This is a genomic window from Erwinia sp. PPS120 (assembly GCF_047918655.1).
GTDB classification, from domain to species: Bacteria; Pseudomonadota; Gammaproteobacteria; order Enterobacterales; family Enterobacteriaceae; genus Erwinia; species Erwinia tasmaniensis_A.
The window spans coordinates 1-23415 of the sequence record NZ_JBLREF010000017.1 but is presented as its reverse complement, the minus strand read 5'-3'; the positions used below and the strand labels follow the sequence as shown (position 1 = coordinate 23415).

The following is a 23415-nucleotide window of genomic DNA, read 5'->3' as shown; positions in this document are numbered from 1 at the left end:
AATACGTTTCAGGGATTTAATGTCCTGAAAAAAAACCAGGAATCTGATAACATTAACTTTATTTTTATTGATGAGCAAAATGGCTATGAGAGAAATGAACTTGACGCCAATCTACTTGAGGGTTACCCATTATTTGATAAGGCTAAGGAAGACTCAGATCTGAAAGCGATGGAAGAGTTTGAAGAGTTAAAGACGGACACCCCAACAGAATTCAATAAAGGTTTTTATACCCTTGCCTATTGAGATTAATGATATCTTCAGTGGTGACATCTGAGTAGTTACCCACAGTAAATTGATGGAACACCCTTAGTTTCACAGACAGTCCCTCCACCACGGCGAGGGTTCTTTAAAGGTCTGGAAACTGACGCTACGGAAATGACTCCTTTGCATGAGAAGCGCAGCGCTAGCTTCGCTCAATCTTTTTTGCAGCGTCGTCGAGGATGTCGATAATGTTATACAGGCTTTCCCGGCAGAGGTGCTGCTGGGAAAGCCGACCGTTTAGCGCCATTTTGAAATTGTGAATAGCCCGCTCCATCTCGGGAATGCTGCGATTATTCACCAGCACCGCCAGTGAGCCAAGACGGGTGATGATACGCTCAAGCGGCTGCTGATTCGCAGACAGATAACGCTCACCCGCTGCTGTCAGCCGCCAGCATTTACGCGTGGCCAGCGGATCCCCCACCTGAATAAGCTCACTCTCTTCCAGCAGTGACAGGTTCGGATAGATTATGCCGGGGCTGGGCGTATATTCTCCTCGCGACAGATCTTCGATAGATTTGATCAGCTCATAGCCCCAGGTGGCCCCCTGCGATAAAAAATGCAGCATCAGTAGCCGAACCTCGCCGGCATCCAGCATTTTTTCGCGGCGCTTTCTGCGCGCGCTGTCAACGCAGGCACCTTTACCTTCTGGAGGGTGCGCAGGGAAACGGGGAGACTCTTTCATGGCGAACCCGATGGTGAATAAAGGGGGGTGATAATAATCGGCCCCCTGATGAATTTCAACGGGGGCACAGGGCTATTTCTGATGCCAGTAGGCCATAGCGCGAACCCGTTCGGCTTCACATCCGCGGGTTTGCAGAAAATAGTCGCTGAGCCTCTTTACCGCCTCACCCTCTCCGGTCAGCCAGATAAAGTAGTCATCGGCGGGAAGTGCAATCTGATCCAGCCGGGCGATCAGCATTTCTGCCGCAGCCAGCGTCATTTTTCCGCTCTCCAGCCAGCTGATATCGACCCCCGCCGGGTTACCCAGGTAGTCATTACCGGTGGAGGCTTCCGCAAAGGCAAACAGTTTAATGCTGCTGCCCGATATTGTCTGCTGTCGACGTCGGAAAGCCGGTAGCCCGGTTTCATCACACACGTAAAGCTGGAAGTGATAATCCTCTGGCACCACCAGCGAGCTGCGTGGTCCGCCGATTGCCAGCCTGTCGCCGGGCTGAGCGCTTGCTGCCCAGTCGCTGGCCAGGCCGGACTGATGCAGGTAAAAGTCCAGCGTCAGCCTGCCCGCCTGGCTGTCAAACGCCATCGGCGTGTAGTCCCGCGCGGCGGGACGAACGCCCTCTTTCCACTCCACGCCATCGGCAGTAATCACCGGCAGCTGCAGTTCCCCGGTGGCGGGGTCTGGGAAAAATACTTTGATGTGATCGTCAAAGCCCGCGGAGTTGAAGCCCACCAGCGCTTCTCCGCCAAATTCGATACGGTAAAAACAGTTCGCGACCCACTGCTTGCTAAGCACCTCAACGGGGCGAAAGCGCAGCTCATTTCTGACGCGTCGCGGCAGGCGACGCTGTGGTTGATTATCCGGCACGTGATCTCTCCTGATGTTCAGACTCTGGCCTGAATGTTTCCGACGGGCGTCGGGAGGGTGATGAGCGAGGACTAAAATATATCTATGATATATCTTAAAGGCAAGTGCGGAGATAAAGTGAGGTAAAGCCCACCCTGTTAATCAACAGGGTGGGCCTCTGTTTACTGGCCTGTCGCGGCGCTTACGCGCCAGACCACGTTGCCTGCATCATCGGCGATAAGCAGTCCGCCCTGCTTATCCTGTGTCAGACCCACCGGCAGCCCGTGCACCTTTTCCCGATCGTCGGAGAGGAAGCCGGTGACAACCGGTTTTGGTAGCCCCTGCGGCTTCCCGTCTTTGAACGCCACCCACACCACCTGGTAGCCATTCAGCGGCTTGCGGTTCCAGCTGCCGTGCTCGCTAATAAAGGCCCCGCCGCGCCAGGCGGCAGGCAGATTATCGCCGGTATAGAACCACAGACCGAGCGGCGCGACATGGGAGCTGAGCGCGTAATCCGGCCGCAACGCCGCCTTAACCTTGTCAGGGCGCTGGGGTTTAACCCGGGTATCCACATGCTGTCCGTAATAGCTCCACGGCCAGCCGTAAAAGCCATTTTCCTGCACGGACGTCATGTAATCCGGCACCAGATCGGCGCCGATTTCATCACGCTCGTTAACCACGGCCCAGAGTTTCCCGGTCTGAGGTTCCCACTGCAGCCCGGTGGGGTTACGCAGCCCGCTGGCATAGATACGGCTGGCCCCGGTAGCGACATCGACTTCAAGAATGTCTGCACGGCGATACTCGGCCCCGATGCCGTTCTCAGTAATATTACTGTTTGAACCGACGCCAACGTAGAGCTTGCTGCCGTCGGGGCTGGCCAGCAGAGATTTCGTCCAGTGGTGGTTAATCGGCCCGCCCGGCAGGTCAGCCAGTTCGCTGCCCGGATCGGTGATCTGCGTGGCACCGCTGTCATAGTGATACTTCATCAGCCCGTCGGCGTTCGCCACATAAAGCGTGTCGCCGATCAGTTGTACGCCAAACGGCGAATGCAGATTTTGCAGGAATATATGCTTCTCCCACGTTTTGCCATCGCCGCTGCTGTTGCGCAGTAGCGTGATACGGTTACCGCCCTGCCCACCCTTACCGGCAGCCTTCTGTACCAGCCCGGTGATTAACTCCTTAGGCTGGCTGACCTGTCCGGGTGGCGCACTGCCCTCCACGACCAGCACGTCACCATTGGGCAGCGTATAGAGCTGGCGCGGATGCAGCAGGTCAGCGGCGATTTTCTCAATTTTCAGCCCCTCTGCCACTTTGGGTGCTTCCCCCTTTTTCCACGGCTCGCCGTCAGGTACTTTCATCGGCGGCACCAGAAAGCTTTTTGCCGCCGGCAGTTCGGGGTTAGCCCCGGTCTGGCGGACAGGATCAATTTTCGCCCCTTCGTCGCATCCGGAAATCATCAGCGCAACAGAGAGGGCTAACAGAGATAGCACAGCGTTATTTTTCATTATCATAGCTCCCTGACCGCGCGATCGCGCACTGCAAGCTGCACGTTGGCGAACAGCATTAAAATGACCACCAGGGTCGACAGAATGACCCCCGTGGGCACCACGCCCCAGGCATCCCGGGTGTGAATAAACGCGTTGAAAATGGTTAGCACAATCGCCACCAGCCACGCCCAGAAGTGGATTTTTATCGGCGATCCCTGTGGGTAAGAGACGCCCGACCAGACCTGTATCAGGTTAATTATGCGCGGGATAATGGCAATAATCAGGCCGATAACAATCAGCCAGCTGGCCGCGCGCGTCCAGGTCACTTCGGTGCTGAACAGATAGATAATATCGAAGATCCATGCCGCGACGAAAAAGCCCACCGGTAAGGGGTTTAACAGGGCATAGACGGCCACGGCCAGGCTGGAGCGCCGGGGGATCACTTGAGATGTCATTGCATGACTCCTTAATGCAGTAAAGGGCGACGGGTTGCCGTCGGTACGCAGTCATGTAAAATATTAGTAAACTTAGTGATTTTATGTTGTTAAATGTGAAGATAAATAATTGCATACTTACATTGTCGCCCTGGAACGGACGGCGCGGAGGGATGGAGCAGGGATCGGATTAATCAGGCAGCGCAGGTGAGTGTTAAATGGCAGCAAAAGCGGAAGGGTTGGGAATCTGAGGCGTCAGACTGAGGCATCAGACTGAGGCATCAGGAAGCCAGGACGTCAGGAAGTCACTGGCAGGATAAGCCCCTGCACTGATGCCAGCAGGAACTGCGCAGCGAATCAGCCGCTACACAGCCCCCTATTTGTCACGCAGCCCATGCCCGGCTTAACTTCTCCTGAGGTGGATCGCGCCGTGCGACGTGACTGGTGCAGAAGCCCTTACAGGGCTGTAAGTCACTCAGGAAGCCTGCCACACGGTCTGTACGTTGGTGAACTCGCGTACGCCAAAATGCGACAGCTCACGACCAAAACCGCTCTGTTTAACGCCGCCAATTGGGACGCGCGGATCGGAAAAGCTCGGTGAGTTGATAAACACGCCGCCGGTTTCAATCTGTGCCGCCAGCCGGGTAGCACGCTCAGTATCGCGACTCCACAGGCTGCCCCCGAGGCCAAAGGCGGAATCATTCGCCAGCTCAATGGCATGGTCAGCGTCCTTCGCCGCAATCAGCGAGGCCACCGGGCCAAACAGTTCCTGGGTAAAGCTGGTCATGCCGGGCCTGACGTTGCTGAGCACGGTAGGCGCATAGAAATTAGCCTCGCCCGGCAGCGCATGGCCGCCCAGCAGGCACACTGCCCCTTCTGCGAGAGTCGCTTCAACCTGTGCATGCAGCTCATCACGCAGATCGTAGCGCGCCATCGGGCCGACAAAGGTTGATTCGTCGCGCGGATCGCCCACCCTGATCGCCCTGACGGCCTCAACAAACTTATCGCGGAATTCAGCAAACACGCTCTCTTCGACGATAATACGCTTGGCAGCGATACAGATCTGCCCGCTGTTGCTAAAGCGTCCAATAACCGCCCCCTTCACCGCCGCGTCGATATCCGCGTCGGCCAGCACGATAAAGGCGTCTGCCCCACCCAGCTCCAGCACGCTCTTTTTGATCGCCGCACCGGCCAGCCCGGCCACCGCCGCCCCGGCGCGCACGCTACCGGTCAGCGTCACGGCAGCGATTCGCGGATCGTTGATGATTTTCGCCACGCTATCGTTGTCTGCATTCACCACGAGGAACAGCCCATCGGGTACGCCGGCCTTAAGCAGAACGGATTGCAGCAGCAGAGAGCTGCCCATCACGTTAGGCGCGGGCTTGAGCAGATAGCTGTTGCCTGCCAGGATAATCGGTACCGCGCCGCGCAGCACCTGCCAGACCGGGAAGTTCCAGGGCATCACTGCCAGAACAGGGCCGAGGGGAAGATACTGAACAAAGGCTTTATTCTCCCCTGCCTGCACCGGCTCATCCGCCAGGAAGGCCGGACCGTTCCCGGCATACCATTCACACAGGCTGGCGCTCTTTTCCACTTCGGCCAGCCCCTGAGAAACCGGCTTGCCCATTTCGTCCGCCATGCTTTCTGCCAGCGCGCGTGCCTGCTGGCGCAGACCACCCGCAATGTTTAGCAGCAGTCGGGTACGCTTTTCCAGATCGCTGACGCGCCACCCCTTGAACGCACCTGCGGTTTTTTCCAGCGCGGTTTCCACCTCTGCTGCCGTAGCGAAAAGCTTCTGCTGCGTCACTTCTCCGGTAAAGGGATTGCGCGTAACGGCACTGGCTGGCGTATTGGTTGCTGTATTCATTAAATCTCCCGTTAGCCGGGCAATCAGGCCCTGGCTGTAGTCAGTTGAGATGCGATACCTGACATTCTAGCCTTGTGCATGGTTCCTGAAAAATGAATAATAATGAAAATATCCTGCTCAATATGAGAATGAATAATGGATCTGACCCAGCTGGAAGTGTTCCGCGCCGTGGCGGAAGAAGGTAGCGTCACCGCGGCCGCCGAAAGGCTGCACCGCGTGCCCTCCAATATCTCGACCCGCCTGCGACAGCTGGAGGAGGATCTGGGTACGCCGCTGTTCAGCCGGGAAAAGCTGCGGCTGCATATTACCGATGCGGGGAGAACCCTGCTGGATTACGCCATCCGCATTCTGGCGCTGACCGAGGAGGCCAGGCAGCGGGTCACCCACCAGCAGCCCGCCGGCATATTTACCCTCGGCGCCATTGAGAGCACCGCGGCCGTCAGGCTGCCGCAGCTGATTGCGCGCTACCATCAGCAGTGGCCGGACGTGGAGCTGGATCTCTCGACCGGCCCCTCTGGCGATATGACCGACGGTCTGTTTTCAGGGCGCTTCAGCGCGGTGTTTATCGACGGGCCGCCGAAGCATCCTCAGCTGGATGGTGTGGCGGCTTTTGCCGAGGAGATGGTGCTGATCTCCTCGCTTAATCATCCGCCGGTGCCCAATGCCGCCTCGGTTTCCGGCTCGACCATTTACGCCTTTCGCGCCAACTGTTCATACCGACGCCGCTTTGAAAACTGGTTTGCCGCAGAGCATGCCGCACCGGGCAAGATTTTTGAAATGGAGTCCTACCACGGTATTCTCGCCTGCGTCAGCGCGGGCGCAGGTCTGGCAATGGTGCCGCGCAGCATGCTGGAGAGCATGCCCGGCCGGGAGAGCGTGGCAGCCTGGCCGCTGGCTGAACATGCCGGGCTACTGGATATCTGGCTGGTATGGCGTAAAGGCTACGCATCCGGCAACCTGCGGGCGATGGTCGCGATGCTTGAGGACGCTTCGCAGTAGCCAATCGCGCATCGTGAGCCTGACCGTGGGTTGAACGCACTGAAGAACGAAACGGCGGCGTAGCAATCAACATGCCCAGGCGCGTACCCTGACAGCACCTGTCTCATGCCATCAGCCGATACGCGTACCTGGAACCGCAGCCTCCAGCAACGGCTCGCTGCCCGGATGTTATGTTTAATTCGCCCGTGTGGCGGGAACGGATCAAAAAAGGCCGCCACGTGGGCGACCTCCTCCGGCACTTCCTTTTGCAAACATCCGTTATTTGTAGAGCTGTGCGGTCATGTACACGCGGTTATTGCTGTTTACGCTGGTGATTTTGTACTGGTCGCCTTGCTGCTCTGCCTGTGCGGCAATTTTGGCTTCGGCACCGTCCAGGGTAGAGGAAGTAGCAGACACGCTCTGGGCAAAGCTACCAAACGAAATCAGGGACAGGGCAGAAACTACAACTAAAGTTTTGATGGCTTAATTCCTTCTGGATTTTTAAGTTGTGAAGGCTGTTCGCCTTCGATGAGAAGAATATTAATCCACGAGGGTTTTTAGTGATAGCGGAGGTATTTGCTTATATCTGTCAAAAAATATGAACGAAAATTGAGCACCTGGCGGTGGTGAAGATCACAGATGCTATGGTAAATAAGAGCCTGTATACCAATGGAGCCGAACTGATGAGAACAGTTGAGTTACTGCAGTACATCCTGCAACCTGTTACCGGGCAGGAATTTCATGAAATCATGGCCGGGAAAGTGCGCCTCTCCATCGTGAGGCTGGTATCGACATCGTTGCCTTTGGCTGCTCTCTGCATGATGAGGATTCGTACTACCTGATCCGGGCATTCGATAACATTGAGCATATGAAGGCAGCGCAGGACGCATTTTACGGGAATGAGGTATGGCAGAAGGGACCTCGCACGGCAGTCATCGAACGGATTAAAACCAGCGTAAAGTCAGTCATGATACTGCCAGAAACAGTGATTGACGGACTGAGGAATTGAGTAACGGCTGACATATATTAAATACGAGGGGCCGGAAAAATTGCGGCAGAAGCGCTATTCAATGTACTGGCTGAAACGCAGAAGGTAGCCATGCGGTTCCAGCAGGGTTAGTTTGTATCAGTCATGTTTTTTCATCCTTTTTTGACTGAAGCAGCATACAACAGATGCCTTTTGCAGTGTCAAAGCTAAGTAGAGGTGACCGGAATGTTATGTTTAATGCGATGGTAATAATCAGTCATTATTAGCGAAACGTCTGCTTTTCGCTCATAGCAGACATCCATCGTCTATAACCACTGCGCATTTGGTAAACACCTTTCCTGGTTGCCTTCAAAAAAAACTGCCTTAGCCGACATCATGGCCGCTCCAGAACGTACGACATTGATAAGAAAACGGTACGGCAGGTGAAAGGCTTTTTTACGAAGGATTGACGCAGGGGAGGTTCCCGGCAGACGCAGGACGCGTCCACCGGGCAGGGTAATACCGCACCTGGAGCCGGCATCCCGACGCGGTCAGGCGGCCATTTGGCGCGGTCAGACGGTTACATCTGTACCAGGTTTTTAATTTTAACGTCAGGGTTCACATCAGCGTCGTAGTCCACGCCGTCAAGGCCAAAGCCGAACAGGTGCATAAATTCGCGCTTGTAGCTGACGAAATCGGTGATGTCATTCAGGTTTTCATCAGTCACCGTTGGCCACAGCTTATCAACGGCGTCCTGCACTTCCGGTGCCAGCTCTTTGTAGTCGGCGCGCAGGCGGCCTTCTTCATCAATGATTGGCGACGCGTTAAACAGGCTGTCTTTAAACAGGCCATAGACCTGCTCGATGCAGCCTTCGTGGGTTCCCTTCTCTTTCATCACCCTGAACAGCAGTGCCAGATAGAGTGGCATAACCGGAATAGCGGAGCTGGCCTGCGTCACCACGGCTTTGAGTACGGACACGCGTGCGTCGCCGCCCTTCGCTGCCAGCTGGTCACGGATGCTCAGCACGCGCTTATCGAGATCCTTTTTCGCTTCGCCGATCGACCCGTTCCAGTAGATATCCTGGGTGCTCTTCGCGCCCAGATAGGTAAAGGCGGTCGTTTTCGCGCCTTGGGCCAGTACGCCAGCTGCGTCCAGCGCATCGATCCACATCTGCCAGTCTTCGCCGCCCATTACCGCCACGGTGCCGTCGATCTCTTCCTGCGAAGCCGGCAGCAGCGTGGTTTCGTTAACGGTTTCTTTGTCGGTATTGAGGCCGCGCACCGTAACTTCTTTGCCGATAGGTTTCAGCGTGGAGTTAAAGACTTCACCGGTTTTCGGGTGCGTACGGCGAGGCGACGCCAGGCTGTACACCACCAGGTCAACCTGACCCAGATCCTGCTTAATCAGCTCGATGGTTTTCTGCTTCACTTCATCGGAGTAAGCATCGCCGTTGATGCTTTTGGCATACAGGCCTTTTGCTTCGGCAAACTCTTCAAAAGCGGCAGAGTTATACCAGCCGGCGGTGGCCGGTTTGCTCTCTTCGCCGGGGCGCTCAAAAAAGACGCCCAGGGTGGCGGCATCGCTGCCAAAGGCGGCGGAAATACGCGCGGCCAGGCCGTAGCCGGTGGATGCACCTATTACCAGAACCTTTTTTGGCCCGTTGGCAACGGTGCCCTGACGGGTCACGTAATCGATTTGGTTCTTAACGTTAGCTTTGCACCCCGCCGGATGGGCAGTAACACAGATGAAGCCACGGATGCGTGGTTTAATAATCATGTCGACCTCAGTTGAAACTGTCTCAGTAAATGCGGGCAACAGGATACCCGCTTGTGCCGGTTCAGGCAAAGGTGTCAGTGGGTTATCGCGTTATTTACCTGACACCAGTTGCGCTGCGGGTTGATGCCGCCGTCAGGAGAAGTGTAGCCAATGCACCCCAAAACGCTGTCAAACAGCTTTTCATGAAACACCGGCGTTTTGTCGCGCGCCAGCGTTTTCAGCTGCGCAAAGGCCGCATTATTATCGGGCTGCTGCAGAAACTTATCGGAAGCCCAGACCATGATCGGCACGGTACGCTGCTCCATCGGTGCCCTGTCGCGCGGCGTACCGTGGAAATGCAGATTCTGTGAGATCGATTCACCGTGATCGGACGCGTAGAAGACAATGGCGTTGCGGCTACGCAACTGATTGAAGACCTGTTCCAGTACGTGATCGGTATAGAGCAGGCTGTTGTCGTACGAGTTCACCATCTCTTCAGTCGAACACTGGTCATCAATGCCCTGACACTCCGGCTTGTAGCGCGCAAAGGAGCGTGGATAGCGTTCGGTATAGAGGAAATGTGAGCCTTTGGTATGCAGAATAACCAGGTGCTTACCCTTAGGATGACGCTCCAGCGAATCCCGCAGTTCGTTAACCAGCGCCATATCATCTATCGGCTTGCCGACGTTACGTTTTTCTGACTGGATGGTTTCCCGCAGCGCATAGTCATCCGCCTGGGCCTTATTGTAAAACCAGGCTTCACTCTGCATGGAAAACAGCTCCGATGAGAACCCCAGCTTTTTCAGTACCGAGAAGACGTTCATCTCTTTTAGCGTGCGCTCCGGCGCGTCGGACGCCCCCCCCTCACGCACAAACATACAGCGCAGTGAAAGCTTGGTTGAGGTATCGCAGGAGTAGCCCTCCAGCGCCGCGAGATTTTTCTCTTTATCGAGATTTGGCGTGTTATCCCGGCTGTAGCCGTACAGACCCATATGGTCGCGACGTGCGCTTTCACCGATAATAAACACCACGTACAGGTCGTTAACGTCCTTTGGCGGCTTATAGGTAAAGTGCTGAGCGGGATCGAACAAATTGCGGTTGTCCTCTGCCTGACTCCAGCTGCTGTACGCCAGCAGCCCCACGCCCGACAGCCAGTTTGACGGCGAGTAGCTTCCCGCCACCACGCCGCCGTAGCTGGCCATCATGCTGTTATTCTGGCGGTCGAGGGAATCCTGACGATCGCCCATCACCTTTAGCGGCAGCCAGCAGCAGAGGGCAGCCGCGATCATCACGCCACCACGGCCCATAAACGCCTTATGGTTATGACGGCGCAGCGCCGCTTCCGGCAGAGGCGACAGCCAGAGCATCAGTAACGGCAGCAGGCTGACCAGTACCACCCAGAGGTAAAAATGCCAGCCGACAGACTCTCTTGAGAGGTCGAGACTGTCCGTTGCCATTACCGAGGCAATGATGCCGTAACCGATATCGACGTTGAAAAAGATCATGTAGTAGCTGGCGGCAACGGAAAACACCACCAGCAGCGTCAGCAGGATCCTGAACAGCAGGCGTCCGGCCAGCGAGGCGAGCAGCGTAACAAACAGGACCAGCGCAAAGGCAGCCAGCATCTCTGTGGCGGTAGAAAGCGCGGCGTCCTGAGTGAGCTGATGGAATCGACGGAAAAATATGGGCAGGTTAAGCAGGATGCCAACATATAAAGCAACAAAGTAGCAGACCCGATGCTGGGTCAAAAAAAGCAGTTTTTTCATCTGACTCATCGTAATGGTTAGTAAATGCCATGCCCGGTACAGAGAAAAAGAGAGACGCTCTGAAGACGGCCATTCAGGGAGTGCAGGAGTCAGACAAAGTAAACTTAGGTGAGTTTAACTCAGGTTAATGAAATACATTGTTATAGTGTAACAAAGCATGTATCCCCGCTGCGGAGAATGTTGATCTTATTCAAAGTTTCATGAAATAGTGTTTATTCCAGACTATGCAGTTTCAATGCATAAATATGGCGTAACTTTCATCCTTTACTGACATCAGATGTCCTGGTGGCTGTTATTTATTCGCGCTAAGCCTGCCGGCGTGCGAAAACACTATAAATTTACATAAACATAAAGATTTCAAAACATACTTTTAATGATAAATTTAGCCGCGCATAAGTGATTTACACCAAATATGCCACGGTTTAGCAGCACAATTAACTCATTAAATTAAGGTTTGTTATGGAAAAGCTATCCTACGTTTCTGACAGCAGCACAACGGCCTGGTCAACATATCTGCAACAAATTGATCGCGTTGCGCCCTACCTTGGGGAGCTCAGCCGCTGGATCGACACGCTGCGTCATCCAAAGCGCGCGCTGATTGTTGATATTCCGCTGCAAATGGATGATGGTTCTATTCGCCATTTTGAGGGCTTTCGCGTACAGCACAACCTGTCCCGCGGGCCGGGTAAAGGCGGCATTCGCTACCATCCTGATGTCGATCTGAATGAGGTGATGGCGCTGTCAGCATGGATGACCATTAAATGTGCTGCGGTGAATCTGCCCTACGGCGGGGCCAAAGGCGGGATCCGTGTCGATCCCTTCGCCCTGTCAGAAGGTGAGCTTGAGCGTCTGACCCGCCGCTATACCAGTGAGATTGGCCTGATTATTGGTCCGCAAAAGGACATTCCCGCCCCCGACGTGGGCACCAACGCCCGGGTAATGGCCTGGATGATGGACACCTACTCAATGAACCACGGCACCACCATCACCGGCGTGGTCACGGGTAAGCCTATTCATCTTGGCGGCTCTCTGGGTCGCGAAAAGGCCACCGGCCGCGGCGTGTTTATCACCGGCCGCGAAGTAGCCCGCCGTTCAGGTATCGAAATTGAAGGAGCCAAAATCGCCGTGCAGGGATTTGGCAACGTCGGCAGCGAAGCCGCACGGTTATTCGTAGCGGCCGGTGGCCGGGTAGTCGCGATTCAGGATCATACGGCCACCCTCTTCAACGCCGCCGGAATCGATCTGGATGCCCTCAGCAGCTGGCAGACCGCGCACAAGAACATCGCGGGTTTCCCTGGTGCCGAGGCGATCGCCAGCGAGGACTTCTGGAGCGTGAAGATGGATATTCTTATCCCCGCCGCGCTCGAAGGCCAGATTACCCGCGAACGGGCGGAAAAACTCAGCTGCCAGCTGGTACTGGAAGGTGCGAACGGCCCAACCTATCCGGATGCGGATGATATGCTCACCTCGCGCGGCATTACCGTCGTGCCGGACGTTATCTGTAACGCCGGTGGGGTGACGGTCAGCTATTTTGAGTGGGTGCAGGATATGGCGAGCTTTTTCTGGAGCGAGGAGGAGATCAATCAGCGGATGGACAGGATCATGACCGAGGCGATGGTTCACGTCTGGGACAAGGCCGCTGAGAAAGCCTGTAGCCTGCGCACCGCCGCCTATATCGTTGCCTGTGAACGTATTCTGATGGCCCGTAAGGATCGCGGGATCTACCCTGGCTAAACCCCTCGGGCGGTACTGCACCGCCCGTTACCTTCCCTGGGCTTCGGCCACTGCGGCTGCCTGATACTGCGTTTTACATACCTTATTCTCATCCGTCAGCCGGATGGCGGCCTCGATCATCTCATTCTGTATCATCAAGGTGCCATCGCTGGTGCGCCAGTGAATTGAGAGATAGCAGAATGCACAGATGGAAGCTGAGCCTACATTTTACCAATAAACAGTGAGACCAGCCCGGCGGCAATCAGCGGCCCAACCGGTACGCCACGAAACAGCGAGACGCCGATCAGCGTGCCGATCAGTAATCCTCCCACTATCGTGGGCTGGCTGCTCATCAGGCTGACGCCACGCCCGCCAACCCAGGACACGAAGATGCCAATCGCAATAGCCAGCAGCGACTTCCAGTGAAGGAATGAGCCGAGCAGCGTACTGCCAGGCAGGGTGCCGCTGGCGATGGGCGCAATAACGCCAATAGTGAGAATGACGATCCCGACGGTGACGCCCTGCTTTTCAATCCACGGGAAAAGCGCGTTTAGCGGGGTCATACGCACCACGATCAGAACCAGAAGCGCGATGGTAACCGTCATGTTATGACTGAAATAGCTCATGCCGGTTAACACCAGCAGTATAAACAGCGTCATATCGAACATTATATTCTCTGAGTGGAGCAGGCGTAACGTATTGGGTCACCAGCTTAAAACGCTTTGCCGTTGCGTTCTAGCTTTTTAGGTCTCAGCCCTTTTTTCTCAGAGGAGGGTCTCAATCGCTGCCTGTAGGCTGACCGCTGGCCCGGTCAGAACCGATAGGGTGCTGTTGATATATTTCTCCGCCCCGGCCATGGAGCTTTGGGCCAGCACGATGCAGCCCAGCGCAGAGTCCGGGCGCTGCTGAAGATACTGTGCAATTTCCTGATGGTAGCCGCTGATATCCCCCGCGTTATAGTATGCCCACGCCCGGGGAACGAGTTCTACCCTCAGACGATCGCCGGGAATAAATGCCTCAAACAGATGCGTCGTTGATGTCAGCGTTGAATGCGCCGTGCACAGCACCAGAATAGAGCCGTGATAGTGTGAGGCGGCTTTCGCCAGGGTGGCATCGACCCGCAGCACTGGCTTTGTGAACCGGTCTGCCTGCCAGGCAACGACGCCCAGCGTGGTGCAGGTAACAATGACCACGTCCGCCTGCTGGCAAAGCTCATCTATCGCCTGTAACGTGGCCGTCTCTATCTCAGGGGTCATCTCACGGGCCTCAATGGCCTTTTCCAGCAGTTCACTTTCAACCCGGTGAAGCAGCTTAAACTCGTCAAAATCCAGCGCGTGTAGCGCCGCCTCATAGAGTTCGATATTACTCCGGGCTGCGTGCAGGCAGGCAATAATGGTCATGGCGTCTTCCTTATCAGGGTATAGGTTAACTGTGGCAAATCTTTCGGGCTTTGCCAGTTTAGGGTATCGGCGCCGCGACTCGCTACTTCCCCCTTTTGGTGCAATACCGCGCACTTATGCCCCCTGTTGATGAAACGAACGTTGCAGGACCGGCTCAATCGTCCCCCTCCTCCCCGCCTGACGCGCCTCGGGCATCTGGTACGAAAATTGCACGAGCGGGTAACAGGTAAAGGAGAGACGCATGAAAGTAATAGTGATTGGTGGCGGTATCGGTGGACTGTGTAGCGCGATAGCCCTGAAGCGGTACGGTATTGAAACGGAAGTGTATGAAGCGGTGAAAGAGATTAAACCGGTCGGCGCGGCGATCTCCATCTGGCCCAATGGCGTTAAGTGCCTCAATTTGCTGGGAATGAAAGAGCCGCTGCGGGCACTTGGCGGCAACATGCGCACGATGGCCTATCAGGATTTTCGACGGGGGGAGGTTTTGACCCGATTCAGCCTCGATCCACTGGTGGCTCAGTCGGGCGAACGTCCTTATCCCGTGGCGCGCGCCGAACTCCAGGTCATGCTGCTTAATCATTACGGCCGCGAAAAGGTACAGTTTGGCAGGCGCGTAACGCAGGTCGAACAGGATAGTCAGGGCGTCATCGCCCGGTTTGAAGATGGCAGCGAGGCCCGGGGTGACCTGCTGATTGCCTGCGACGGCACCCACTCGGTAGTGCGTAGCAGCGTGCTGGAGAGGCCGGTTGAGCGGCGCTATGCGGGCTATGTGAACTGGAACGGCCTGGTTGAGTGTGATGAAGCCATTGCGCCTGCCGATCAGTGGACCACTTTCGTCGGCGAGGGTAAGCGCGTCTCGCTGATGCCGGTGGCGGGTAACCGCTTCTATTTCTTTTTTGATGTTCCCCTGCCCGCAGGTTTAGCGGAAGACCGCACTTCCCTGCGTGACGATCTCAGTCGCTACTTCAGCGGCTGGGCGCAGCCGGTACAAACGCTGATCGAACGTATTGATCCGCAGACCACTAACCGCATCGAAATCCATGATATCGACCCCTTTTCGCCGCTGGTTAAAGGGCGCATTGCGCTACTGGGTGATGCGGCGCACAGCACTACGCCCGATATCGGCCAGGGCGGCTGTGCGGCGATGGAGGATGCGGTGGTACTGGCAGACGCACTGCAATCGCATCCGCTGGACGCTGAGGCGGCGCTGCGTCACTATCAGCAGCAGCGCGTCGATCGGGTGAAAGATTTGGTGCTGAAAGCGCGTAAGCGCTGCGATGTTACCCACGGTAAAGAGATGGCGGTGACCCAGCAGTGGTATGAGGAACTGAAAACCGAGACCGGCGAGCGCATTATGAATGGCATGTGCGAAACGATACAGGGCGGACCGCTGGCGTAGTCTACCGGGCAGGCCCACCATGATGTTTGAACGGCTGTTTAGCGCAAAAGATACGCTATGGTTGAACGGCTGTTTAGCGCGGGGAATACCGTTACAGGTAGCGGATACTCCCCGCCTTATCACACCCTTAGCTGTCTTTAAGTCCGCGATTAATCAGCATCGGTTCAATTTCAGGATCCCTTCCCCGCCACTCGCGATAGAGCTGATTAAGATCTTCACTGTTACCGCGTGACAGGATCTTATCCCGGTAGACCTGGCCATTTTCCCGCGTCAGGCCACCCTGCTCGTTAAACCATTCAAAACCGTCATCGGCCAGCATCTGCGTCCAGAGATAGGCATAATATCCCGCGGCATAGCCGCCTCCCCAGATATGCTGGAAGTAGCTGGAGCGGTAGCGAGGCGGCACGGCGGCAAGATCAATTTTATCCTGCTGCAGGGCGCTTTTCTCAAAGGTATCCACGTCCTGCATTGGCGTATCCGACGCAAGGCTGTGCCAGTGCTGATCCAGCAGCGCGGCGGCCAGCAGCTCCGTCATGTCGTAGCCTTTGTTAAATTTACTCGATTTAACGATTTTATCACGCAGCGCCTGCGGCATCGGTTCGCCGCTCTGATAGTGATGGGCGAAATTGTTGAATACCTGGTCATTGCTGGCCCAGTGCTCGTTGCACTGCGAGGGGAATTCCACAAAATCTCGCGGCGTTTCCGTCCCGGAGAGGCTGGGGTAGCGCTGACTGGCAAACAGCCCGTGCAGCGTATGGCCAAACTCATGGAACATAGTGATGACATCATCCCAGCTAATCAGGGCGGGTTCGCCGTCGGCCGGTTTAGCAAAGTTACAGACGTTATAAATGACTGGCCGGGTATCCAGCAGCGTTGACTGCCCGACAAAATTGCTCATCCACGCCCCGCCACCTTTATTATCGCGTTTGAAATAGTCGACATAGAACAGGGCCAGCGCATCTCCGGTCTTGTCGAAAATCTCGAAAACCCGCACGTCGGGCTGATAAACCGGAATATCGCTGCGGGGGGCGAAGGTAATTCCAAACAGCTGCGTGGCCGCCCAGAACACGCCCTTATCAAGTACGTTCCACATCTCGAAATAGGGCTTAATTTCGCTCTCATCAAGATCGTATTTTTCCTTACGCACCAGCGCGGAATAATAGAGCCAGTCCCAGGGCGCCACGGTAAAATCCCCCTGCTGCCGGTTAATCACCGCCTGAATGTCAGTCGTTTCACGCTGCGCCCGGTCGGTAGCGGCCGGAACAATCGCCCGCATAAAATCGAGCGCTGCCTCAGGCGTTTTCGCCATCTGGTCCTGAAGCTGCCATGCGGCAAAGCTGCTAAAGCCCATCAGCGCCGCCTGCTGAGCCCGCACCTGCGCCAGCTGGATAATCAGCTGCCGCGTATCGCTGGCGTCCCCTTTTTCAGCGCGATCCCATGAGGCGTCATAGAGTGCCTGCCGGGTGTCGCGATTGCTCAGACTTTGTAGCGCCGGCTGCTGGGTAGTGTTTTGCAGCATAATCAGCCAGCTATTCGCCAGGCCCTTAGCCTGTGCTGCCCCGGCAGCCGCGTTCAGTTCGGCCTCGCTCAGGCCTGCCAGCAGGGTCTTATCCTTTACCACCAGCCCGCCATCCCGCGCGGCGATCAGCAGCTGGTTGGTAAACTTTGTACTGAGCGACGCAGCCTGCTGATTCAGCGCTTTGAGCTGCTCTTTGTGCGAGGCATCCAGGCTGGCACCGGCCAGTTGGAAACGCTGCCAGATAACCTCCACCAGCCGCAGGGATCCCCCCGACAGGCTGAGCGAATGACGCTGCTGATAAATCGTGTCGAGACGCGCAAACAGGCGGCTGTCAAGTTTGATATCATCCTCCAGCGCGGTCAGCTTCGGCGACATCTCTTCATCCAGCGCCTGTAACGCATCACTGGTATTGGCTGAGGTCATGGCACCAAAGACGTTTTCAACGCGCTTAAGCATCTGCCCGGCTTTTTCCAGCGCTTCGTAGCTGTTTTCGAAGGTGGGGGCGTCGGGATTAGCAATAATTTTCTGGATCTCTTCGCGCTTGACCCGCATGCCCTCTTCCAGGGCGGGGCGGTAGTCGTCCTCCGAGATGAGATCGAACGGCGGTGCCTGAAACGGCAGCGTACTGGGCTGGCTAAATGGATTGGCTGACGAGAGGGGCATGGGCGTGTCTCCGGGTCGCTAAAGCTTTCAGCATAGGACGAGAAGGCCGTGAAGCCAACCCCGTCACTAACGTAATGCGAGATATCTCCAGCCGCTCTCCCGGGGATGTTAACGGCCCCCGGCAATTTCGCCCTTCTCCACGCTATTCTGCTGCCATACGCACTGGCCGTTAACCCAGGTGCTGGCGATATTACGATCGTCACCCAGCGTCATCAGCACAAACATCTTTTCCCCGATATCGCGGCTGTTGGCCTGGCGCATTTTTTGTAGCTCTGAGACGGCCGGATCGATCACCACAAAATCGGCTTCCTTACCCGGCAGAAAGTTACCGATATGGCTATCCAGATCCAGCGCTTTCGCGCCGCCGAGCGTGGCGTGGTAGAACGCCTCACAGGCTGACAGGGAATAGCGCTGTAGCTGGCCCACTTTGTATCCTTCGGCCAGGGTTTTCAGCATATTAAATGTCGTACCCGCGCCGACATCGGTGCCGATGCCCATCTTCACCTGCCTGTCCCAGCAGCGTTTCAGATTGAACAGGCCGCTGCCGAGAAACAGATTGGAGGTGGGACAAAAGGCGACTGCCGAATCGGTGTCATGCAGGCAGTCCCACTCGCTATCTTCTAAATGCACGCAGTGAGCAAAGACGCTGCGACGCCCGGTAAGCTGATAGTGATCGTAGACGTCGAGGTAGCCGCTGCGATCGGGAAAGAGCGATTTTACCCACTCAATTTCCTGGGGGTTTTCGCTAAGGTGGGTATGCAGCCAGGTATCAGGAAATTCGGCTTTAAGCTGACGCACCTTGCCCAGCAGAGCCGGGGATGAGGTGGGCGCAAAGCGCGGCGTCAACGCGTAGCTGAGACGGCCGCGATTGTGCCAGCGGTCAATCAGCTCGCGGGTTTGCTGATAGCTCTGCTCTGGCGTTTCGGTAAGATAGTCAGGGGCGTTGCAGTCCATCATCACCTTACCGGCAATCAGCCGCATATTGAGGCGATGCGCCGCTTCAAACAGGGCATCCACGGACTGGGGATGCACGGTGCCGAACACCAGCGCGGTAGTGGTGCCGTTGCTGAGCAGCTGCTGCAAAAAAAACGCCGACATGTTCGCGGCATGCGTCGGGCAGTGATACTGGCTTTCGACCGGGAAGGTATAGTGCTGTAGCCACTCCAGCAGCTGTTCACCGAAGGCACCTATCATCTCGGTTTGCGGATAGTGAATATGGGTGTCGACAAAGCCCGGAACGATAAGCTTACCGCGATAGTCAATAACGGCCTGTGGATAGCTTAACTGCGACTGCCCCTCTTCCCAGTTTTGCAGCGAAACAATTTTACCGCCATTAAGCAGAAGCAACCCATCCTCAATATAGCGGGCGAGTTCAGTAAGCTGGCCGGGATTTTCCGCCACAGCGGTAAAATCAAAAAAACTTCCCCTGATGGCCTGGGTGTAGGTGGGTAACATAGCGATTCCTTTTAAAAGAGCCTTGTGCTTTTTCGGTGATGGCAACAGAGGGGTGTGGTGAAATCTGCAATTGTTATGCCAGAGTAATATGGGATTAATATAGCTAATTTTCAGCGAGTTAGCATAATTTGATTGCCACTTTTGAAGCTGCAAATATATTTTGCCAGGCAATCGTTTGCATATGGAAGCAAACGATTGCCATGCCATTTTCTGTATTGGGGGAAGGCTTTTTCCGCCGGCCACTTCCTCCACCGCGCACCTATAAAAGGCATATCCCGGGTCTGATGCGCCAGCAGTGTGCAGTCCTGGAATTAGCATATAGGTATTGCGTCTTATCAGGATGTGGGCAACGTGATAGGGTGAAGAAAAGTAAAACAGGATGAGGAACAGCGTAATGATTGTGTTTGTTACCGGTGCCACCGCAGGGTTTGGCGAAAGTATTACCCGACGTTTTATCGCTCAGGGTCATAAAGTCATTGCGACCGGACGTCGCAATGAACGTCTGCAAGCGCTAAAGGATGAGCTGGGTGACAGAGTCTACACGTTGCAACTGGACGTGCGTAACCGTGACGGAATAGAGGAGGCGCTAGGCAGCCTGCCCGCCGAGTGGCGCAATATTGACGTGCTGATTAATAATGCCGGACTGGCGCTGGGCATTGAACCCGCCCATAAAGCCAGTGTTGATGACTGGGATGCGATGATCGATACCAATAATAAGGGGCTGGTTTATATGACCCGTGCCGTGCTGCCTGCCATGGTGGAGCGCGATGTGGGTCATATTATTAATATTGGTTCGATAGCGGGCAGCTGGCCTTATGCGGGCGGTAACGTTTACGGGGCGACCAAGGCTTTTGTGCGGCAGTTTAGCCTTAACCTGCGTACGGATTTGCACGGTACGGCGCTGCGCGTGACGGATATCGAGCCGGGCCTGGTGGGCGGCACCGAGTTTTCGAACGTCCGTTTTAAGGGCGACGATGCCAAAGCCGGGAGCGTTTACGACGGTACAGAGCCGTTGACGGCGGAGGATATCACCGAGGCGGTTTACTGGGTGGCGACGCTGCCTAAGCACGTGAATATTAATACACTGGAGATGATGCCGGTTGGCCAGACCGTAGCGGGCCTGAAGGTCCATAAGAGCTGAGGTCAGGGCCTGCGCGGGTAGTGTTGTTAGCAGGAAGGTCAAAACCTGGTCTGGTGACAGGGCTATGTTGCGGGTCAGAACGCCGGGGCGCCGTAAACCCATCCCTGGGGGCTTCACTGCCGCATCCCTGCGGCAGAGACCCGGCTTATCTGCTCCGCAACACCGCCTTCTGGCTGCGGAGTGGGCTGGAAGTATCCTGACACCGGGTCATCTCAGAAGCTGCTTCAGTGGTATGCCTTTATTACCACAGACCTGAAGGTCAAAATCACTTCCGACAGGGAAGATATTATCTGTCGAAAGTTTTGTCACCCGCGGCAGGACCTGAAGAGGTTTTTAGCAGCGACAAAGCGGCCTGAGGCCAGGCGGGGATCGTTGGCTTAGCGGACCGTCGAGCGCAGGGATGCGCGAGTCGAGCCCACACGGATGTGCCTGCGGCGTGTCCGCGTGACAACGGTCCCCGCAGGGCTTTGCACCGAGTACCCGCTACTGCGTAGCCTGAGGCCAGGCGGGAACCCTAAGCGGACAATCAAGCGCAGGGATGCGCAAGACGAGCCCACACGGACGTGCCTGCGGCGTGTCCGCGTGACAACGGTCCCCGCAGGGCTTTGCCCCCCATCCCCACAACGACAGCAAACATCACAAATGCCAGTCAGGTAAGTTCCCACTGGAAATAATCCATAGGGCCGCCCCACTAACTGAACATCGCCTGGTTTATCGATCCGTCAGCATTTTCCACATAAACTCTTCGACCAGGGAATGATAAAATGCCGTCTGAGTATTCTCCGGCGCACTACCGTGCCCCGCTTCTGTTTCCTCATACAACCAGACGTTATCATGGCCCTGTTGCTGCATACGCGCGACCATTTTGCGTGCATGCGCCGGACTTACGCGGTCGTCCCGGGTCCCGGTAGTAAATAGCGTTGGCGGATAGCGTTTATCAGCAGAAACGTTGTCGAACGGTGAATAGTTTTGCAGCCACGCCCTCTCTTCGGCGATTTCCGGATCGCCATATTCGGCAATCCACGAGGACCCGGCCAACCAGCGATGATAATTTGTCATATCCAGCAGGGGAACTTCACACACCAGCGCACCAAACAGTTCGGGATAGTCCGTCAGCATATTGCCAATCAGAAGCCCGCCGTTGCTCCCCCCCTGCGCTGCGAGCCGGGTCGCGCACGTCACCTTACGTGCGATCAAATCGCTCGCCACCGCCGCGAAATCTTCATAGGCGCGGTGACGATGCTGTTTCAGAGCAGCCTGGTGCCAGGCAGGACCGTACTCCCCGCCCCCGCGGATATTCGCCATCACGTAAACGCCGCCTTTATGCAGCCATGTGTTTCCCTTAGCGCCCAAATAATTGGGCGTCAAAGAGACCTCGAACCCCCCATATCCGTATAGTAGCGTTGGGTGATCGCCGGTAAGTTCCAGCCCTTTGGCAGCGACCTGAAAATAGGGAATATGAGTGCCGTCCGTTGACACGGCAAAATGCTGAGTGACTTCAAAATCTGCCGCATCAAAGCATGTCGGATCCTGCTTCACTACGCTGAGTGTTTCCGCATCCAGATCGCCATAGCTCAGGCAACAGGATTGCAGAAACCCATAACTCACTACCTGGTAGCGGTTACTCTCTATATCTATGCCTGAGGCAGAGATATTGGTGAAGTTTGGAAGAACCAACGTTTTCACACCACGCCACTGACCGTTCTCAGTTTTTAATATTTTAACTTTCTCAACCACATCCTGAGTCATATTGAGGATCAGGTTATCCCGGGTTGAACTGTATCCCTGCAACGTCGTATGTGCATCCGGCGTGAACAGTATGATGAAGTTGCGCAGCCCCTGTTGGAAAGCCGCGAAATCTGTCGCCAGCAGAGCGCCTGCGGGGTAGATTGTCTCCGCAACCTGCCAGGCAGTATTGAGCGTAACCAGTAGCCAGGCGTTGAAAAAGCCACAAGAAGCGTCTTCTGGAATGTCTATGAATTCCAGTTCGTCCTGCGCGGTCAGCAGATAAGTGCGGCTGTGATAGAAGTCCTGGTTGCAATGCACCAGACTTTTTTCGAAGCCGGGTGTGGGATCGTGCGAGGCTGAAACCGCCATGTCGGTCGTTTCGCCAGCGTAAATTAAGGCCGCTTCATGCGGGGCGGTGCCTCGCTGCCAACGGCTAACGCAGCGCGGATATCCCGATGTAGTAAGGGTATCTCCGCCCCCATCAAGCGCCAGCAGCAGGTTATTTTCATCAATCCAGCTGACTAAGCTTTTGCTTTCTTTCAGATAAAAACCATCGCTTATAAAAGACTTACTGACCAGGTCAAACTCACGAATCTCACAGGCATCACCACCGCCCGATAAATAAATCAACGCGCGCGTGTAATCAGGATAGAGTAGATCGGCACCACGGTAGCTCCAGTTTGCTTCTTCCTGTTCATTCAGACGGTCGATATCCAGCACCGTTTCCCATTCGGGCTCTGCCATCAGATATGACGCTTCGGCAGTACGGCGCCAGATACCACGCGGATGCCTGTCGTCCTGCCAGAAGTTATAAACCGTTTCGCGGTAATGGTTAACCCAGGGGATATTCGATTGATCGTTTAACGACTGCAATATTGTTTGCTGCGTCTGATGAAAACGTCCGCCATGGGCAAATTTGTTTGTCGTGCGCAGGTTTTGTGAGGTCACCCAACGAAGCGCTTCCTCATCCTGTGGTAACTCGAGTTTGCTAAGCAAATGCTGGATATTGCCCTCTGTCATCATGCGTCCTTATGTCGACTGTTTAGCTCTGTTGTGAAGCGGGTTCTCGTGTAGGTACGTTTCAGTAAATAAACACGATCGCTACATCTTCTCTATTTGAACATACCATTATGTCTTTTTTACAACACCCTAAACTCATTTCTGGTATGACGTGTTTTTTGGCTTTTGTATTGTTTGCAGGGAGGTCAAAACCGGCTGCGGTGTTAGGGCTGTGGAATGGGGAGCTGTACTCTGGCAGTGTTAAGGTCAAAACCGGCTCCGGTAACAGGGCTATGTTGCGGAATGGGCTGCTGGTTCTCTGGCAGTAGAAAGGCAAGACCCGCTCCGGTGACAGGGCTA

General features: G+C 55.5%; 19 protein-coding genes. 5 read left to right on the top strand and 14 right to left on the bottom strand.

The annotated features are described in order from the left end of the window. Positions 1-243, top strand: a 243-nt coding sequence (locus tag ACLRGG_RS11320; protein WP_416249872.1) for a hypothetical protein, incomplete at its 5' end; no start/stop codon positions are given. A gap of 160 nt (positions 244-403) precedes the next feature. Here ACLRGG_RS11320 and ACLRGG_RS11315 read toward each other — a convergent pair. From ACLRGG_RS11315 to ACLRGG_RS11295, 5 genes are all read right to left on the bottom strand, one after another. Then, complete coding sequence (locus ACLRGG_RS11315) at positions 404-943, bottom strand: PadR family transcriptional regulator (RefSeq protein WP_416249871.1); 540 nt, start codon at positions 941-943, stop codon at positions 404-406. 72 nt (positions 944-1015) lie between these two features. Continuing rightward, on the bottom strand, positions 1016-1804 hold the full coding sequence (locus ACLRGG_RS11310; RefSeq protein WP_416249870.1) for a siderophore-interacting protein: 789 nt from the start codon (positions 1802-1804) through the stop codon (positions 1016-1018). 161 nt (positions 1805-1965) lie between these two features. Further along, the gene (locus ACLRGG_RS11305) at positions 1966-3288 is read right to left on the bottom strand and encodes a PQQ-dependent sugar dehydrogenase (RefSeq protein ID WP_416249869.1); all 1323 of its coding nucleotides are present in this window, start codon (positions 3286-3288) and stop codon (positions 1966-1968) included. Between the two features lie 2 nt (positions 3289-3290). Beyond that, on the bottom strand, positions 3291-3725 hold the full coding sequence (locus ACLRGG_RS11300; protein ID WP_416249868.1) for a DUF2231 domain-containing protein: 435 nt from the start codon (positions 3723-3725) through the stop codon (positions 3291-3293). Between the two features lie 454 nt (positions 3726-4179). Beyond that, positions 4180-5571, bottom strand: coding sequence for an NAD-dependent succinate-semialdehyde dehydrogenase (locus ACLRGG_RS11295; RefSeq protein WP_416249867.1), 1392 nt, complete (start codon positions 5569-5571; stop codon positions 4180-4182). A 135-nt stretch (positions 5572-5706) separates the two neighbouring features. Here ACLRGG_RS11295 and ptrR point away from each other — a divergent pair, with 135 nt between their 5' ends. Then, positions 5707-6570 (top strand): putrescine utilization regulator PtrR, encoded by an 864-nt coding sequence (ptrR, locus tag ACLRGG_RS11290; RefSeq protein WP_416249866.1) that lies wholly within the window; start codon positions 5707-5709, stop codon positions 6568-6570. A gap of 258 nt (positions 6571-6828) precedes the next feature. On the opposite strand, the gene ACLRGG_RS11285 is transcribed toward ptrR, so the two are convergent. The 3 genes from ACLRGG_RS11285 to eptB form a co-directional block, all read right to left on the bottom strand. Next, a complete protein-coding gene (locus ACLRGG_RS11285; protein WP_416249943.1) occupies positions 6829-7029 on the bottom strand; it encodes a YdgH/BhsA/McbA-like domain containing protein in 201 nt (66 codons plus the stop codon). A 1067-nt stretch (positions 7030-8096) separates the two neighbouring features. Continuing rightward, positions 8097-9293, bottom strand: coding sequence for an enoyl-ACP reductase FabV (fabV, locus tag ACLRGG_RS11280; protein WP_416249865.1), 1197 nt, complete (start codon positions 9291-9293; stop codon positions 8097-8099). 74 nt (positions 9294-9367) lie between these two features. Further along, on the bottom strand, positions 9368-11038 hold the full coding sequence (eptB, locus tag ACLRGG_RS11275) for a kdo(2)-lipid A phosphoethanolamine 7''-transferase (RefSeq protein WP_416249864.1): 1671 nt from the start codon (positions 11036-11038) through the stop codon (positions 9368-9370). Between the two features lie 459 nt (positions 11039-11497). On the opposite strand from eptB, the gene ACLRGG_RS11270 reads away from it, so the two are divergent. Further along, on the top strand, positions 11498-12772 hold the full coding sequence (locus ACLRGG_RS11270) for a Glu/Leu/Phe/Val family dehydrogenase (protein WP_416249863.1): 1275 nt from the start codon (positions 11498-11500) through the stop codon (positions 12770-12772). A 200-nt stretch (positions 12773-12972) separates the two neighbouring features. On the opposite strand, the gene ACLRGG_RS11265 is transcribed toward ACLRGG_RS11270, so the two are convergent. Continuing rightward, a complete protein-coding gene (locus ACLRGG_RS11265; protein ID WP_416249862.1) occupies positions 12973-13419 on the bottom strand; it encodes a DUF441 domain-containing protein in 447 nt (148 codons plus the stop codon). A gap of 96 nt (positions 13420-13515) precedes the next feature. Beyond that, a complete protein-coding gene (locus ACLRGG_RS11260) occupies positions 13516-14151 on the bottom strand; it encodes a hypothetical protein (protein WP_416249861.1) in 636 nt (211 codons plus the stop codon). Positions 14152-14392: 241 nt separating this feature from the next. Here ACLRGG_RS11260 and hpxO point away from each other — a divergent pair, with 241 nt between their 5' ends. After that, positions 14393-15550, top strand: coding sequence for an FAD-dependent urate hydroxylase HpxO (hpxO, locus tag ACLRGG_RS11255; protein ID WP_416249860.1), 1158 nt, complete (start codon positions 14393-14395; stop codon positions 15548-15550). A gap of 127 nt (positions 15551-15677) precedes the next feature. Here hpxO and dcp read toward each other — a convergent pair whose 3' ends face one another. Then, a complete protein-coding gene (gene dcp / locus ACLRGG_RS11250) occupies positions 15678-17732 on the bottom strand; it encodes a peptidyl-dipeptidase Dcp (RefSeq protein WP_416249859.1) in 2055 nt (684 codons plus the stop codon). A 108-nt stretch (positions 17733-17840) separates the two neighbouring features. After that, positions 17841-19187 carry a guanine deaminase gene (guaD, locus tag ACLRGG_RS11245; protein WP_416249858.1) on the bottom strand — a complete coding sequence of 449 codons (1347 nt, stop codon included), beginning with the start codon at positions 19185-19187 and terminating at the stop codon, positions 17841-17843. Between the two features lie 394 nt (positions 19188-19581). Here guaD and ydfG point away from each other — a divergent pair, with 394 nt between their 5' ends. Then, a complete protein-coding gene (ydfG, locus tag ACLRGG_RS11240) occupies positions 19582-20328 on the top strand; it encodes a bifunctional NADP-dependent 3-hydroxy acid dehydrogenase/3-hydroxypropionate dehydrogenase YdfG (protein ID WP_416249857.1) in 747 nt (248 codons plus the stop codon). 711 nt (positions 20329-21039) lie between these two features. Here the strand turns inward: ydfG and ACLRGG_RS11235 are convergent. Beyond that, positions 21040-23076: a prolyl oligopeptidase family serine peptidase gene (locus tag ACLRGG_RS11235; protein WP_416249856.1), complete on the bottom strand. Its 2037-nt coding sequence runs from the start codon at positions 23074-23076 to the stop codon at positions 21040-21042. 61 nt (positions 23077-23137) lie between these two features. Continuing rightward, on the bottom strand, positions 23138-23415 hold a 278-nt coding region (locus tag ACLRGG_RS11230), incomplete at its 5' end, for a hypothetical protein (protein ID WP_416249855.1).

Excerpts from the sequence above, each read along its gene's own strand:
- ACLRGG_RS11305 (WP_416249869.1), bottom strand. The coding sequence starts at position 3,288 with ATGAAAAATAACGCTGTGCTATCTCTGTTAGCCCTCTCTGTTGCGCTG.
- fabV (WP_416249865.1), bottom strand. The coding sequence starts at position 9,293 with ATGATTATTAAACCACGCATCCGTGGCTTCATCTGTGTTACTGCCCAT.
- ACLRGG_RS11260 (WP_416249861.1), bottom strand. The coding sequence starts at position 14,151 with ATGACCATTATTGCCTGCCTGCACGCAGCCCGGAGTAATATCGAACTC.
- dcp (WP_416249859.1), bottom strand. The coding sequence starts at position 17,732 with ATGCCCCTCTCGTCAGCCAATCCATTTAGCCAGCCCAGTACGCTGCCG.
- ACLRGG_RS11235 (WP_416249856.1), bottom strand. The coding sequence starts at position 23,076 with ATGACAGAGGGCAATATCCAGCATTTGCTTAGCAAACTCGAGTTACCA.
- ACLRGG_RS11270 (WP_416249863.1), top strand. The coding sequence starts at position 11,498 with ATGGAAAAGCTATCCTACGTTTCTGACAGCAGCACAACGGCCTGGTCA.
- ACLRGG_RS11300 (WP_416249868.1), bottom strand. The coding sequence starts at position 3,725 with ATGACATCTCAAGTGATCCCCCGGCGCTCCAGCCTGGCCGTGGCCGTC.
- ACLRGG_RS11295 (WP_416249867.1), bottom strand. The coding sequence starts at position 5,571 with ATGAATACAGCAACCAATACGCCAGCCAGTGCCGTTACGCGCAATCCC.
- eptB (WP_416249864.1), bottom strand. The coding sequence starts at position 11,038 with ATGAAAAAACTGCTTTTTTTGACCCAGCATCGGGTCTGCTACTTTGTT.
- guaD (WP_416249858.1), bottom strand. The coding sequence starts at position 19,187 with ATGTTACCCACCTACACCCAGGCCATCAGGGGAAGTTTTTTTGATTTT.
- hpxO (WP_416249860.1), top strand. The coding sequence starts at position 14,393 with ATGAAAGTAATAGTGATTGGTGGCGGTATCGGTGGACTGTGTAGCGCG.
- ptrR (WP_416249866.1), top strand. The coding sequence starts at position 5,707 with ATGGATCTGACCCAGCTGGAAGTGTTCCGCGCCGTGGCGGAAGAAGGT.
- ACLRGG_RS11265 (WP_416249862.1), bottom strand. The coding sequence starts at position 13,419 with ATGTTCGATATGACGCTGTTTATACTGCTGGTGTTAACCGGCATGAGC.
- ACLRGG_RS11315 (WP_416249871.1), bottom strand. The coding sequence starts at position 943 with ATGAAAGAGTCTCCCCGTTTCCCTGCGCACCCTCCAGAAGGTAAAGGT.
- ydfG (WP_416249857.1), top strand. The coding sequence starts at position 19,582 with ATGATTGTGTTTGTTACCGGTGCCACCGCAGGGTTTGGCGAAAGTATT.